The organism is Leucobacter sp. Psy1, from assembly GCF_020096995.1.
In the GTDB taxonomy this organism is placed as follows: Bacteria; Actinomycetota; Actinomycetes; order Actinomycetales; family Microbacteriaceae; genus Leucobacter.
Window position 1 is genome coordinate 2569134 of the sequence record NZ_CP083692.1, and the last position, 14836, is coordinate 2583969.

Sequence of the window (14836 nt, forward strand, 5' to 3'; positions counted from 1 at the left end):
GCAGCGACATCTTCCACACGCGTTGTCTGAGCGGGATGCAGCTCGTGTCGCGAGCCGCATCCCGCTCGGCCCTACTCCGGAGTCTCGAGAGCGGCGAGCGCGGTCTCGAGCGCCGGCACCAGATGCGCCAGCGCGGCGTGATCGAGCATGTCCTGATGCCGCACAGGAACGGGAACGACGTTCACGCGCCCGTCGACGTACCGCTTCCAGGATTCAGGTGCCGGTCGATCCGACGGCACGTCCTCCGTCGCCTCGAACAGGAGCATCTCCCCCGAATGGATCGGCAAGCGGGCCTCATCGAGACGCGCACCGAGATTGCGGAAGCGCGCGACCATCTGACGCACGCTCTCGACCGGGATCTCGCCGAGCGGGCTTCCGGACTCGCGCAGGTGCGAGAGCGCGACCTCCGGCTCGAACACTCCGTGAGGCAAAGCGCCATCTGCCGGCGGCTCGATGCCGTTCGCATCGAGGAACGCGCGCCACATCTCGTCATCGGCCTCGAGCCCCGCGAGGGCTCCAGGAGCACCCTGTTCCGTTTCGCCAGGGTAGGCGTCGATGGAGACGAGCAGGTCCACACGCTCCCCCGCGTCCTGCAGTCGTCCGGCGAGCAGGTGCGCCAGGCGGCCGCCGAGCGAGAACCCGATCAGGTGATAGGGCCCCGTGGGCTGCACGTCGCGTATGCTCTCCAGGTACGCGTCGAGCAGGTCGTCGACCTCATTCCCGAGCGGGAGCTCGGAATCGCCGGGAGCGATCCCAGGCATCTGCAGCCCGAAGACCGCTCGTTCGGTCGGCAGCTGAGCCGCGAGGCCGGAGAACTTCCATGCCAGCCCGCTCGCGGGGTGAACCATGAAGAGTGGAGCGCGCTCGTCCCCGGCGCGCAACGGCAGAATCCGGCCGAGGCTCTCGGAGACGTCGTCCGCTTCGCTGGTGTTCGGTGTCGTCGCCAGCGCAGCGAGTCCTTCGACTGTCGGCGCACGGAACAGGCTTTGCACGGTGAGATGCGCGTCGACCGCCCGGTTCACCGCGTCGATGAGCGGCTGGGCGATGAAGGAGTGGCCGCCGAGGGCGAAGAATGAGTCCTCCGCGCCGACGTCGCGGACACCGAGCACCTCGGTGAATGCTGCGGCAACGGCCTGCTCGGCATCGGTCTCAGGCGCTCGCCCGGTGCCTCCTGATACTGCGACATCCGGGAGCGCACGCACATCGACCTTGCCGTTCGGCGTGCGCGGCACCTCAGCGATACGGACGAACTCTCGAGGGACCATGTAATCGGCGAGCCGATCGCGCAGGGCGTCCCGTGCCAGCGCAACGAGCCCGTCGGTATCTCCTTCTGCGGCAGTAGACACCACCCACGCTGCGAGCACCTCGCCACCTGGGCCGCTCACCGGCCGCACGACAGCGTCGACGATGCCCGTGACAGTGCGAAGCACAGACTCGATCTCCCCAGGTTCGACACGGTGCCCGCGGATCTTCACCTGGCCGTCCGAACGCCCGAGAGACTCGACACGTGCAGTCCCCTGCTCGTCGCGATCGCGGACGACAACCAAGTCTCCCGTGCGGTACATGCGACTGCCATCCGCTGCGAACGGGTCGGCAACGAAATGGTCGGCGGTGCTCCCGGCGTTGCCCAGGTATCCGTCGGCCAGCTGGCTTCCCGCCAACCAGAGTTCGCCCACCGAGCCGACCGCGACCGGCCGGAGACGATCATCGAGAACGTACGCCGTCGTCTCCGTGGTGGTCGCCCCCAAGTCGGGCGAGGGCGATCGGTCAACTGGAGCGATCAGCGTGTCCACACCGACCTCGGTCGGCCCGTACAGATTCCAGGCGTGCACGGCCGACATTGCCTGCAATCGGGTCCACAGCCCCTGATCCACGGGCTCCCCGCCGAGGAGCATGGTGAAAGGACGGTCTGATGCTCGCGCGTCCCACCACTCCTCGATCGAACTCTGCTCGACCAGTGCCGCGACGTAACTCGGCGTGGTCTCCCAGACGTCGATCTCATGCGTGTCGAGCGCTTCGACGAGCGCCCGCGGGTCGCGGCGGGTTTCATCGTCGAACATCACGATCTCGTGCCCGGCGACGAGCCAGAGCAGCGGGTCGATCGCGGCGTCGAAGCCGACGCCCGTCGTGTGCGCGACGCGGGCGTGCTGCACGCCAGACATCACGGTGGAGCGGTGGCTCGCGAGCAGAGCCTCGAGTGCCCGGTGCGGCACCTGCACCCCCTTGGGCTCGCCGGTCGATCCCGAGGTGAAGATGACGTACGCGGGAGCGTGCGGTTCGATGACGCGGACGACGCGATCGTCGGGTGCCGCCACGAGGAGCGCATCGACGGTGGCGGCCGGAGTGCCGTCGAAATCACTCGAGGCGTCATCTGCCCCGGTTTCTGGCCCGGCAATGACACGGAGCACCGCTGCAGTGGCGCTCAGCATCTTCCGCACGCGCTCCACTGGAAGCTCGGTGTCGATGGGCACTCCGACGGCGCCGGCGCGCCACACCCCGAGCAGAACCGCCAGGGTGTCTACGGATCGGGGCAGGTGGATCGCCACGGCGTCACCCGGCACCACACCCCGTGCGGCGAGTCCGGCAGCGATCGCGCTCACGCGATCATCGAGCTGCGTCGCCGAGAGACGCATCGCTCCATCTGAGATCAGCTGCGCGTGCGGAGCTGCGGCGATCGTCCGCGCGAGGGTATCGAACAGCGGCTCGGGCATGGCCTCACCTGAATCGTATGCGTCGATCCGTGCGACGTTCGCAGAGAACGGAATGGTGCGGAGCGCGTCCGAAGGACGCTCTGACGAGGCCTGTACGAACTCGATCCAGCGATCGATCAGTCCGCGAGCTGCAGCGGGACTGAAGAGCTCGGCGTCTGCTTCGAGCACGCCGTCGACCTCGCCGGACGAGCGCAGACGCAGCGTGAAGGAGAGATCCACCTTTGCCGCTCCCGTGCTCTCCGGCTCGATCGCGCGAACTTCCACGCCGGGCAGGTCGAGCGCCGCGTCCGAGATCTCCTCCACCGTGAGCATGGTTTGGAACAGCGGATGGCGCCCCAGACGACGTTCGGGTGACATCGCGTCGACGATGCGCTCGAACGGGACGGATTCGTGTTCGATGGCGTGGAGCGTCGCCTCGCGCGCTCGGCGGATGGTCTGCTGGAGCGTGGGCTCGTCGGCGAACTCGATCCTGAGCGGCAGCGTGTTCACGAAGAAACCGACGAGATCGGCGAGGTCGGGGTCAGAGCGACCGGCCGACGGGGATCCGATGACGATGTCGTCGCCGGAGCCGACCCGGTGCAGATACCCCGAGAGCGCTCCGAGCCAGCCGTGGAACGCGGTACCACCCGCGGCGCTCGCGGCGTCGCCGAGTGCTTCGGCGATGCCTGCCGGCACGGTGAACGGTACCTGGATCGCGCGACGCGACACGCTCTCTGAGCGACGTCCGTCAGCCGGGAGGTCGAGCTCGTCGGGGATCCCCTCGAGGCGTTCGGTCCATGACACGAGACCTGGATCCGTGTGGAGGTCGGTGACGTCCGCCTGCGCGCGTTGCATCCGAGCGAAGTCCGCGTACTGAACCGCGAGCGGGCGCTGGAGCGCCGGTGCGCCCGCAGTTCTGGCGGCATATGCCGTCGCGAGATCCCGAGTGAGCGGGGCCAGCGACGCGCCATCTGTCGCGATGTGGTGGATGACGAGGTCGAGTCGCCACGTATCGGGAGCGAGTTCCTCGAGACCGGCCCGGATCGGCAGTTCATGCGCGAGGTCGAACCCCTGCCGCGTATCGAGCTGCCCACGGCGCAGGAGTCCCTGAGGTGCCTCGGCGATCCGCTGCACAGGCGCCCCATCGACGTCAGGATAGGTGGTGCGCAGCACCTCATGCCGGGCGACGACGTCGTCGATCGCCGACTCCAACGCATCCACATCGAGCTCCCCGGACAGCTCTGCTTGCAGCACCACGGAGTACTCGGGCGATGCCGGATCGAGCCGGTTCAAGAAGTGCAGGCGAGCCTGACCGGGCGAGAGCGGCGCATCGGCACCTGCGCTGCGCGGGTGCATCTCGTTCCACTCCGCGACGGACGGGCCGGAGGCGATACCGTCACCCGCACCATCGCCCGCATCGGCGCGCTCCGCATCGGATCCGATGACCGCGACCACGCGCGCCGGAGTCGTCGCCTCGAAGAGCGCGCGGAGCGGAACCTCGGCTCCGAGCCGATCGCGCAACTCACCCGCGAGAGTGACGGCGAGCAGCGAATGCCCACCCAGTCGGAAGAAGTCGTCGTCCATGCCCACGTCGTCGACCCCGAGCACCGCACTGAAGGCGTCGACAATGGTCTGCTCGACTGGGGTTGTCGGCTTCCGATCACTGGTGGCCATCAGCGGCTCGGGTAGGCGATCGATGTCAATCTTCCCATTCGGCGTCATCGGCAATTCGGCTACAGTCGTGATGCGGGTCGGCACCTGATATTCGGGGAGGCGATCGGCCGCGGCACCACGCAGGCTCTCCGCATCGATTTCGTGCTCGCTTGACTCCGGTACCACCCAGGCGACGAGCTGAGCCTGGGTGTCGCGTCCCACAGGTGAGACGACCCGAGCGACCGCCTGCCGCACTCCCTCGAGGCGCTCGAGCGTCCGCTCGACATCGCCGAGCTCGATCCGGAACCCTCGAAGCTTGACCTGATCGTCGTTCCGTCGCAAGAATTCCAGTGCCCCGTCCCGATCGCGGCGCACGACGTCTCCGGTGCGGTACATGCGGGCACCTGGTTCGGTCGGATCAGCGACGAAACGCGACGCAGTCTCCGCTGCTCGCCCTCGGTATCCGTCCGCGAGCGAGGCACCCGACAGGTAGAGCTCTCCCTCGGTCCCCTGTGGCACTGGCCGCAGGAAGCGATCGAGCACCCGCGTCGCGAGATTGGAGATCGGCGCACCGATCACCACGCGACCCGGTTCGATCGGCGCAATGACGGCGTCGACGGTGGTCTCGCTCGGACCGTAGAGGTTCCATCCCTCGACACCTGGGTGGTCGGCGATGCGGTTCCACAGCTCAGCCGATACGGGCTCGCCGCCGAGCGCCAACGTGAGCCGTGCCTCCCGGCCATTGATGCTGTCGAGCAGACCGACCGACGCGAGTTGCGCGACGTAAGACGGGGTCGTTTCGATCACATCGATCTCGCGTTCCCTGACGGTCTGCACCACGCTTTCGGCGTCCACGCGCAGCGCGTCGTCTGCCATCACGATCTCCGCTCCGGAGACGAGCCACAGCATCGGGTCCCAGGCGGCATCGAAGCCGAGGCCCGAGAGGTGCAGCATGCGCGCCTCTCGCTCGAGTCGCTCGCGCTTCGGGCCGATTAAGGCGTGCTCGTGATGAGCGAGCACGTTCGCCAGAGCTCCGTGAGAGACTTGCACCCCCTTCGGCCGACCTGTCGTACCCGAGGTGTAGACGAGGTAAGCGGTGTCGCCCCGTCGTGCGGAATGAACGATGGGTGCGGCTTCTTCGGACTCGTCGCAGAGCCGCCTGAGGTCGTCGGGTCCGCAGACCGCGGCGCCGGAGAACGAGTGCTCTGCGTCAGCCGCGATGGCTCGCATGCGATCGGGATCAGCGGTGAGGAGCAGCGTCAGTTCCGCATCCTCCCACATCTGCGCGATGCGCAGGTCGGGGTACTCCACATCGATGGGCACCGCGACCGCACCGACCCGCAGAGCGGCCAGCACGAGTGCGATCGCGTCCGCGTCACGCGGCATCGCCACGCCGACTCGGTCGCCAGGACGAATCCCTCGAATTGCCAGGCCCGCTGCTAGCCGGGTGAGTTCGCCGTCGAGCTCGCGGAACGTCCACTGCTTCGACGCCGTGCTCAGCGCGGTGTTGTCGGGAATCCGGTCGACAGTTCGCCGCAGACGGTCGAGCACCAAATCGCCTGCGGCCAGCGCAGGCCCCCGGTCGGTGTCCGTCAGGGGCGCACCGGACTCGGAGGACCCGAGCGCGACCCGTGAGATGCATTGTTCACCGTCGTTCGTCACCGCGGCGAGCGCCCTGGCGAGCGCGTCGCGGATATGATCCACCGTGTCGGAGGCGAAGAGCGAACGGTCGTAGCCGATCCCGATCCGGAGAGGGCCATCGTCGCCGTCGGGCGTCGATGCGTCGAAGAGCAGATCCGTCTTGACGCCCGCGCTCGTCATCTGGCCGGGCACCGACACCGCTGCGGCGCCGAGCTTCAGCTCGGCAGGAGCGGTGTTCTGCAGGGTCAGCATCACCTGGAAGACCGGGTGGCGACCCGCCGAGCGTGGCGGCTTGATCGCGTCGACCACCGTATCGAAGGGCACCTCTTGGTGGCCGTATGCCTCGGTGTTGCCGGCGCGGACGCGTTCGAGGAGTTCCTCGACCGTGGGATCGCCCGAAAGGGAGACGCGCAGCGCGATCGTATTCACGAAGAAACCGACGAGTTCTTCGAGGTTCGGGTCGTCACGACCGGCAACCGGGGTACCGATGACGATGTCCTCGCCAGCGCCGACGTGCTCCAGCGTCAGTGCAAGCGCCGCGTGCAGCACCATGAACAGGCTCGCCTGGTGCCGTTGAGCGGCCTCGCGGAGCGCCGTGTGCTGGTCGGCGGACAGTTCGAGCACGCGATCACCGACACCGGTCGGAGCGCTCGTCTCCGCCGTGGACTCCCGAGCGTCCTCTCGAGGCAGCGCGATCTCCGGCGGCGCCCCGGCCAGGGCTCGCTTCCAGTACGCGAGCTGCTGCCGGATCTCACTGTCGGGATCCTCCGGATCACCGAGACGATCGCGCTGCCACAGCGCGAAATCGGCGTAAGCGACCGGCAACGGCGGGAACTCCGGCGTCGCCTGGTCGAGCTGCGCCTCGTACGCCCACGACAGATCGCGGGCGAACGGCGCGAGCGACCAGCCATCAGCAGCGATGTGGTGCAGTGTGAGCACCACTATGTGACGCTCAGCAGTCGCGCGAAGCACGAGGGCGCGCAACGGCAGCTCCGCTGCGATGTCGAACGGTCTTGTCGCCTCATGGGCGACGACGGTATCGACATCGGCACCCCCGGCATCGATCGCGATGAACGGCACCCGGATCTCGTCAGCGCCCTCGACCCGCTGCACAGGCTCGCCCTGCTCCATCGGGAATCGGGTGCGCAGCGGCTCGTGCCTGGCGACGACGTCGTGCAACGCCCGCCGCAGCGCGCCCACATCCAGCGGACCGTTGACTTCGAGCACAAGTGGGATGTTGTATGCCGCCGATTCGGGTTCGAGTCGGTTCAAGAACCACAGGCGTCGCTGGGTCAGGGACACGGGCAGCGGATCCGGGCGCACGGCGACGCTCACTCGGGAGCGCTGCTCGCCGGAAGACCCGGCGAGCTCGGCAAGCGCAGCGGCTGTCGGACGTTCGAAGATGTCGCGCACGGCGACTGATCGTTCCATTCGTTCGGAGAGCAGCGCGGCGAGTCGCGTGGCGAGCAACGAGTGCCCGCCGGAGGCGAAGAAGTCGTCATCGATGCCTACCTGAGCGATTTCGAGCACCTCGGCGATCGCCTCGGCGACCAGGCGTTCCGCGGCTGTGCGCGGCTGCTGGGACGCGACGACGCCCGCCTCCGGTGCCGGGAGTGCGCGCCGATCCAGCTTGCCGTTCGGCGTCATGGGGAATTCGTCGAGCAGCAGGACTGAGGCGGGCACCATGTAGTCGGGTACCGATCGACGCATACCCTCGCGCACCGATTCGGTCAGTGCGTGATCGGCGGGTTCGGCGGCGTCGCTCGCAGTGATGTACCCGATGATCCGCGCTGTCGCGCCCGAGCCCAGCACGAGTGCCGCGGCGGATGCGACACCGTTCTGTGCACGCAGTGCGCTTTCGACCTCATCGATCTCGACGCGATATCCGCGGATCTTCACCTGATCGTCGAGACGCCCGACGAACCGAAGAGAACCGTCGTCGCGGCGCTGGACGACATCGCCAGTGCGATACATACGTGAACCGTCTGAGGCAAACGGATCGGCGATGAAGCGCTCGGCACTGAGCCCGGGCTGCCCCACGTACCCGCGGGCGACATTTGCACCGGCAAGATACAGCTCACCGTTCGCGCGATCGGGAACGGGCTGCAGTCCGGCATCGAGCACGTAGTGCCGGCTGTTCAGCACCGAGCCGCCGAGGTGCGGCGCCGTTCCCGATTCGATCTCGGCGACCATGCTGTCGACCGTGGTCTCGGTCGGTCCGTACAGGTTCACGGCCCTGATGTCCGCGCGACCGGCGAGGGTGTCCCACAGTTCGGGCCCCACGGCCTCCCCGCCGAGCGCGATCTCCGTGGGGTGGCGCTTCGCGGTCAGGAGACCCGCACCGATGAGTGCTTCCGCGAACGCCGGCGTCGTCTCGATCGCGTCGATCTCGGCATCGGCGAGCGCGGTCACCAGCCGCTCGGGGTCGCGGCGCGTGTCCTCGTCGATCAGGTGCAACTCGTGACCCGCGCACAGCCAGAGCATCGGATCCCACGCCGCGTCGAACGACAGCCCGGTCGTGTGGGCCACCCTGAGCGTCCGGCCGAGGCGCTCCCGAGCCGGTGTGAAGAGCGACGCACTGTGCTGCTCGAAGAGGTTCCGCAGTGCCAGCCGGTCGACACCGACGCCCTTGGGTCGCCCCGTGCTCCCCGACGTGAACACGATGTACGCGAGATCGTGTTCTCCCGCTGTCGCAGCGCTGAGCGGTCGCGAGCTCTGCCGTCGCCAAGTCGCGGTATCCGTGTCGAGATCGACGGTCCGCACGTCCCAGCTCGCCCCGTCGGAGCGGTCGCGCTCAGCAAGCCGTGTCTCGGTGAGCATCATCGCGGGGGCCGAGTCTTCGATCATCGCGGCGACGCGGTCCACCGGATAGGCCGGGTCGAGCGGGAGGTACACTCCCCCCGCACGCAGCACTGCGAGCACGGCGACCGGCAGGGACGAGGTGCGGTCGACGCGCACGGCGACCGTGCGCCCGGCGCCGACGCCATGATCGACCAGGTACCGCGCCAGGCGGTTCGCCTCACCGTCGAGCTCGCCGAACGTGAGAGTGCGGTCCGCAGCTACCACCGCGGTGCGGTCAGGGGACGCGTCGACGTTCTCCGCGAACGCGTCCAGCACGGTGCGCGTCGGGATGGGCGCGACCTCACCGGCGCCACGGTCGATGAGTGCTTCGGATTCCGCTGCGGACACCATCGGCAAGTCCGTGATGCGCGCGTCCTGCCGGGTCAGCGCTTCCTCGAACAGTGCGAGCAGGCGGTGCGCGTGCTCTTCGAGTGTCTCTGCGGAGTGCAGCGCGGCATCGCCCTCGAGCTGCAATCGCGCGTCGGCCGCTCCGCTCTCGAGACCGGACAGCACGATCGAGAGGTCGTGAACGGGACCGGTCGAGAGGATATTCACCGTTCCCGAGGTCGCTCCGAACTGCAGATCGTCGATCACCGGGAGCAGATTGATGGAGGGACCGGCATACGCCGGCGCGCCGTCGATCTTCTCGACGCGGAAGCGCTGGTGCTGCACCGCACCGCGCACGACGTCGCCGGCCCGTTGCACCGTCTCGGCGACGGTCAAAGACGGATCGATGCCGATACGCATCGGAAGGATGCTCGAGAGCATCGACGGCGTCCGCTTGGCAATCGATCCGCGTCTCGCGGTCACAGGGAGACCCAATGACACGCGCTCCTCGCCGGTGATTCGGGACATGTACAGGGCGGTGAGCGCGACGACCGTCTTCGGAAGCTCACGACCGAGACTCGCGAGCTGCTGCGCTCGGTCGGCGGACAGATCCACCGTCACCCGTTCCACGCGTCGCGCAACGGATGCCGGTGGGCCCTCGAGACCGGTGACCGTCGCCTCGTCGGCAAGAGCCTCTCGCCAGTACGCCGCATCGCGCTCGTACTGATCGGACGCTCGGTAGGTGTCGAGTGTCGCCAGCAGTTCGGGGACTGCCGGGAGCGGGGAGGGGATCCGCGCGGCCAGGTGTGCCAGCGGCGTGCGCACTAGTCCGGCGAACCGACCGCCGAGCGTGATCTTCGCCAGACGGGAGTACACCTCGGCGAAGTACTTCAGCGCGATGACTGCCGAGTAGCCGTCGAGCATGATGTGGTGCACACGCTGGAAGAACTGCGAGGTGTCCCCCGGCATCCGGAAGAGCGTGGCACCGAACAGATCGTCGCCTGTCAGTTCGCGTGGCGTCCGCATCTCGGCGTCCATCTGCTCCCGCGCGACAGCCCGTGCCGTTTGCGGTTCCGCAGTCGTCAGATCGACCACCCGCAGCAGGCGAGCGCTCGGATGCGGACGCTGGATCGTCGCGTACGGCCCGTCGGCGTCTTCGGAGAAGCGCGAACTCATCGCGTCGAGATCCGCCACGACTTTCGTGAGGGAAAGCGTCATCAACTCGACATCGACCGGTCCCTCGAGTTCGAGGAACTGGCCGATCTGGTAGGTCGGGTTCTGGGGATCGAGCTGCTGCGCGTACCAGATACCGCGTTGAGCCTCGGTCAAGGGGAGGCGCATTCCCTCCGCTGAGCCGGACGAGCGAGCCATGGACGGGAACTGCAACACGAACGATCTCCTCTACTGGCCGACGTCTGGCATCGACTCCACAAGCTGATGGGCAGCGTCAGGGTCGCGGTCGCGACCCTGACGCTCACTTGTTCTGGAACTGTCCGATTCTCAGATCGTTCAGCAGCCCGCCGAGATCCAGGAGGGGGCCTTCGATGAGCGGGCCGTTGATCAGCGACGCGAGCAGCGGACTCGGTGCGATTGCTTCGGTCACCGCAGGGGTCGCGAGCGGAGCGGAGTGGGAGTCGGCCTGCGCAGCGCCACCTGCCACGCTGATTCCGCCGACGGCGAGTGCTGCTGCTGCCGCTCCGGTGACGAGCGTGCGAGTGATCCGGTGCTGCTGACGCATACTGTTCCTCCTCGTTCTGGGCGCCCAGGTGGGCGCTCTCACGAGGTCATTCGGTGCGCATCGATATCCGGATGGGATGTTGCTCCGGCAGATAAGCTGCAACCATGCCGCAGACTCACCGGTTCCGCTTCGTGGGCCACATCGCCGGAGTCGGCACCGCCTCGGGCACTCGGCTCGTGCTCGGGTCATGGGTGCAGAGCCCACTGGGGGCGTTCGCGGATGTGATGGTCGAACGCTCGGATGGCACCCGCATTCTGCTCGCACCGACGGCGGCGATCGCAGACTTCGTCGCCAAGACCTATGTCTTCGACGAGGTGCGAGTGGTGCCCGTCAGCGTCGCACTGCACGGGCGCAGGAGGCATTCGCGCTGGCAGGTCTCGGCCGGTTCCCTGCGTTGGGAATTCACCGTCGGGGGCCGCACACCAATGGGGTATCTGCTCCGCGCCGTGCCTCGGCGGATCGGGCGTTCCCAGACGTGGGCGCGCCTGACCGACCTCGCGGCCAGGACGGTGATGCCAGGCGTGCGCACTCTGGGCACCGCGGGTAACGGACGGATCGAATGGTACGCCGCACAAGATCTCCATCGCATCGAGCAGTCGTCGGTGCAGTGGGACGGGGTCGACCTCGGCGCCCTCTCCGAGGTCGACCCCCCTCCAGCTTTCGGTTTCGGGTCGTCACCGCGTGTGCCCTCGGTCACGACCCTGGTGAGCACCGTGCTGGTGCCCGAAGCTCACTGATCAGCGAATCGCAGCAGCACCTTTCCGTCTCGGGTGCCCTGGGCATCGGGTGACACCGCGGTGCGAACCTCGTCCGCGTCGTACACCCCGGCGACCGGCAGCGTGATCGCTCCGGATGCAACGGCGCCCAGCAGCTCGCCGAAGAGCGCGGACTTCTTGCTCGCGTCCATTTCCTGGCTCACCTTGCTCCCCCAGAACCCGACAACTCGGATGCTGCGGAAGATCACCGCACCCGAGCTGATCTCCATGACCGGGGAGGCCATGGCGCCGAACACGACGAGCGTGGCCTCTTCGGCGAGCAGCGAGACGACCTCGTTCGTCGCGGAACCACCGGCGGAATCCACGCCGACGACGATCGGCGCACCATCGGTGAGCGCACTGACCTGGTCGCGCCAGTCAGCGTCAGCAGTGGACACGACGTTGGAGATGCCGTGCGCCACCAGATCGTCTCGGGCCCCTGCACGGCGCACCAGACTCACCACGTGCACGCCACGGGAGGCGGCGAGCTGCGCGAGGAGCCGCCCCACGGCTCCATTCGCCGCGTTCTGCACAATCCACTGGCCTGGCTCGACGCGCAAGAAGTCGAGGAGCGCGATGGCGCTGAACGGCATGGAGACGAGCTGCGCCGCGCTCTCATCGGGGAGCGCATCGGGTACGGGAATCAGGCCCGCCGCGTCGACCACGGCGTAGTCAGCCCAGGTGCCGAACGAGGATCCGGAGACGACGCGCTGGCCGATCGCGAACGAATCGACCCCTTCGCCGAGCGCATCGATCCGGCCGACGACCTCGGTGCCGGCGGGCGCGGGGAGCTCTGGCTTGAAGCCGTAGGTGCCGCGAATCGTCCAGAGATCGTGGTTGTGGATCGTGGCCAGCACGATCCGCAGCCTCACCTGTCCGGGGCCGGGTTCGGGGATCGGGCGCTCACCGACCTGCAGCACTTCCTCGGGTTCGCCGAAGGTCTCGTGAACGATGGCCCGCATCGTGCCCTCAGTCATCGCTGACCGCCAGCGTGACCTCGATGTTGCCGCGCGTCGCGTTTGAGTAGGGGCACACCTGGTGTGCGGCCTCGACGAGCGCCTGGGCCTCGTCGTGCGGCAGGTTCGGCACGGTCACTTCGAGGTGCACCGCGAGTTCGAATCCGCCCTCCCCGTTCGATCCGATGCTGACGCGGGCACCGACCGAGGTGTCCTCGAGCTTTACCTGCTGTGCTCGCGCGACGGCCTGCAGTGCGGAGTGGAAGCATGCGGAGTAACCCGCCGCGAAGAGCTGTTCGGGGTTCGCGCCGTCACCGCTCCCGCCCATCTCCTTCGGAACGGCGAGGTCCATATCGATGCGACCGTCGACAGTGGTGACGTGGCCGTCGCGGCCTGCACCGGTTGCGAGTGCTTCGGTACTGTACTGAGCTTCCATGGGATATCCGTTTCTCTCGGGATGTGGGTGATTGCACGCGAGTGGTCACACCGATTCGACGCGCCGACCAGTGGAGGGAGCGTCTTCCGTCGCCCGCTCGAGCGAGCGGGTGAGGAGCTTGAGTGAGGTGATGAGCTCGACGAGGTCTTCCTCGTCGCGGGACTCCACGAGTTCGCGGAACGCGTCGGGCACGTGCGCGAGCTCTGCCCGCAGCGCATGTCCCTGGGCCGTCGCGGCGACGTGCACGATCCGCTCGTCCTCACGATCGCGCACGCGGCTCACGTAACCGGCGTCCTCGAGGCGCCGCACGAGCGGCGACAGGGTCCCGGAATCGAGGTGCATAGCGCGGCCGAGCGACGAGACCGTCTGGTCCCCGTCGTTCCAGAGCACCACCATGACGAGGTACTGCGGATACGTAAGGTTCCATGGCGCGAGGAAGACACGGTAGGCACGCGTCGCCGCTCGCGCCGCCGAGTACAGGCCGAAGCACACCATGCCGTCGGTCACACTCGCGTTGTTTGTCTCGCTCACAATTGAATTGTGCACAATCTAACTGGGTGTCTGCTGAAACCACGGCCTGCAGCCGCCCAGGACCGGTCGCAGGCCGATCGCCATCACCATCGAGGTGCTCGCCCCAGCGAGCAGCAGCGCGCACCCGAGGGACACCCACACCATGGTCTGCTCCCCCACCCGGTACACCGCCTGCGCGTTGAACTCGGTGATCGGCACCGGATAGTTGAAGACCCTCGGGTGATGCGAGAGCCAGACGATTCCGGCGGTCATCGCACCCAGTATGCCGAGGATCACCAGTACCGACGACTTGTGCCCCCACCCGTCAGGTCGACCGGCGAAGTCGAAGTGGGTCGGGATCGTCTCGGGAAGGGAGGCGTACCCGATCAGGATCGAGGCGGCACTGATCCCGGCGACACCGAGGGCGCTGATGCGCAGCCCCCGAGTCCACTTCCCGGTGACATAGGTGCGGGCCGGCCGATCCATCTTCCCCGACGCGGCGCTCCCGCCCGCAGAGGCGCGGATGGCCGCATCCACGATGGGCTCGAGATCGATGACCCGCTCGACGCGTGGCGCACCATTGCAGAGCTGATCGTCGATCTCGAGCTGACGGTCACGCAGGGTGAGCTCAGCGGAGCACGACGACTCGGCCCAGGAGCGCCCGCATGGGCGCGCGGCGATGCCCCGCGCGATTCCCCGTCGCACACCACGCGATCTGCGCATCCAGGGTGTCGATGGCCTGCGCCGTCGACACCGGCCTGCTCTGCGAGGGTGGCATGCGCCCCTCAGCCGGAAACAGTGTCGCGCCAGCGTGCGGTTGCGAGCCCTGGTCTTCGGCCAGAGCGATCACCAGCTACCACAGCGCAACCCACTGCTCATCGCCCGCTGGGGCCATCAGCGTCTCGTCGATCGCCAGACGCGCGAGCGGGCGGCGGCGTTCATCCCCGATGAAGTTGACCCAGATGCCGGCCTGCTCTGGTCTGCGGAAGTCGATGGCAGCGACTGCCGCGTAGGGCACGACTCGACGTCGTGTGCGGATCAGTTGCCTGGACGGAAAGATGGTGAGGCCGGGCAGAAAGGCTCTGGCGAGAATGAACAGTCCGGCAGCACCCAGGCCGATGAGCGCCATCACCCAGGCGAACTGCCGGACCCGAGCATCGCAACCACTGTTACGCAGCCGATGATTCCGATGCAGATCCAAAACCGCCGTCCGAGGCCTCCGTTGCAGCGCACCGTCGCAGGAGGGGCAAGCATAGGTTCAGGATAGGAGGTGACCGAGACCCGGTCTC

The 14836-nt window shown here is 67.7% G+C and carries 8 protein-coding genes; 1 reads left to right on the plus strand and 7 read right to left on the minus strand.

The features are described from left to right. Positions 1 to 71: 71 nt before the first annotated feature. Both K8P10_RS12195 and K8P10_RS12200 read right to left on the minus strand, forming a co-directional pair. Positions 72 to 10541, minus strand: coding sequence for a non-ribosomal peptide synthetase (locus K8P10_RS12195; protein ID WP_224779175.1), 10470 nt, complete (start codon positions 10539 to 10541; stop codon positions 72 to 74). Positions 10542 to 10626: 85 nt separating this feature from the next. Further along, complete coding sequence (locus K8P10_RS12200) at positions 10627 to 10890, minus strand: hypothetical protein (RefSeq protein ID WP_224779176.1); 264 nt, start codon at positions 10888 to 10890, stop codon at positions 10627 to 10629. Between the two features lie 104 nt (positions 10891 to 10994). Between K8P10_RS12200 and K8P10_RS12205 the strand changes: the two genes are divergently transcribed. Continuing rightward, complete coding sequence (locus K8P10_RS12205) at positions 10995 to 11627, plus strand: hypothetical protein (protein ID WP_224779177.1); 633 nt, start codon at positions 10995 to 10997, stop codon at positions 11625 to 11627. Here K8P10_RS12205 and K8P10_RS12210 read toward each other — a convergent pair. From K8P10_RS12210 to K8P10_RS12230, 5 genes are all read right to left on the minus strand, one after another. Further along, on the minus strand, positions 11621 to 12622 hold the full coding sequence (locus tag K8P10_RS12210; RefSeq protein WP_370631868.1) for a zinc-binding dehydrogenase: 1002 nt from the start codon (positions 12620 to 12622) through the stop codon (positions 11621 to 11623). The two genes, K8P10_RS12205 and K8P10_RS12210, sit on opposite strands and share 7 nt — an antisense overlap. Next, positions 12615 to 13037 (minus strand): organic hydroperoxide resistance protein, encoded by a 423-nt coding sequence (locus K8P10_RS12215; RefSeq protein ID WP_224779178.1) that lies wholly within the window; start codon positions 13035 to 13037, stop codon positions 12615 to 12617. The genes K8P10_RS12210 and K8P10_RS12215 overlap by 8 nt, the downstream gene beginning before the upstream one ends. Before the next feature lie 45 nt (positions 13038 to 13082). Continuing rightward, the gene (locus K8P10_RS12220) at positions 13083 to 13568 is read right to left on the minus strand and encodes a MarR family winged helix-turn-helix transcriptional regulator (protein WP_370631870.1); all 486 of its coding nucleotides are present in this window, start codon (positions 13566 to 13568) and stop codon (positions 13083 to 13085) included. A gap of 18 nt (positions 13569 to 13586) precedes the next feature. Continuing rightward, complete coding sequence (locus K8P10_RS12225) at positions 13587 to 14270, minus strand: DUF1648 domain-containing protein (RefSeq protein ID WP_224779179.1); 684 nt, start codon at positions 14268 to 14270, stop codon at positions 13587 to 13589. Between the two features lie 130 nt (positions 14271 to 14400). After that, positions 14401 to 14676 carry a hypothetical protein gene (locus K8P10_RS12230; protein ID WP_224779180.1) on the minus strand — a complete coding sequence of 92 codons (276 nt, stop codon included), beginning with the start codon at positions 14674 to 14676 and terminating at the stop codon, positions 14401 to 14403. Between the last annotated feature and the right edge of the window lie 160 nt (positions 14677 to 14836).

Excerpts from the sequence above, each read along its gene's own strand:
- K8P10_RS12200 (WP_224779176.1), bottom strand. The coding sequence starts at position 10,890 with ATGCGTCAGCAGCACCGGATCACTCGCACGCTCGTCACCGGAGCGGCA.
- K8P10_RS12205 (WP_224779177.1), top strand. The coding sequence starts at position 10,995 with ATGCCGCAGACTCACCGGTTCCGCTTCGTGGGCCACATCGCCGGAGTC.
- K8P10_RS12210 (WP_370631868.1), bottom strand. The coding sequence starts at position 12,622 with ATGACTGAGGGCACGATGCGGGCCATCGTTCACGAGACCTTCGGCGAA.
- K8P10_RS12215 (WP_224779178.1), bottom strand. The coding sequence starts at position 13,037 with ATGGAAGCTCAGTACAGTACCGAAGCACTCGCAACCGGTGCAGGCCGC.
- K8P10_RS12225 (WP_224779179.1), bottom strand. The coding sequence starts at position 14,270 with ATGCGCAGATCGCGTGGTGTGCGACGGGGAATCGCGCGGGGCATCGCC.
- K8P10_RS12230 (WP_224779180.1), bottom strand. The coding sequence starts at position 14,676 with ATGGCGCTCATCGGCCTGGGTGCTGCCGGACTGTTCATTCTCGCCAGA.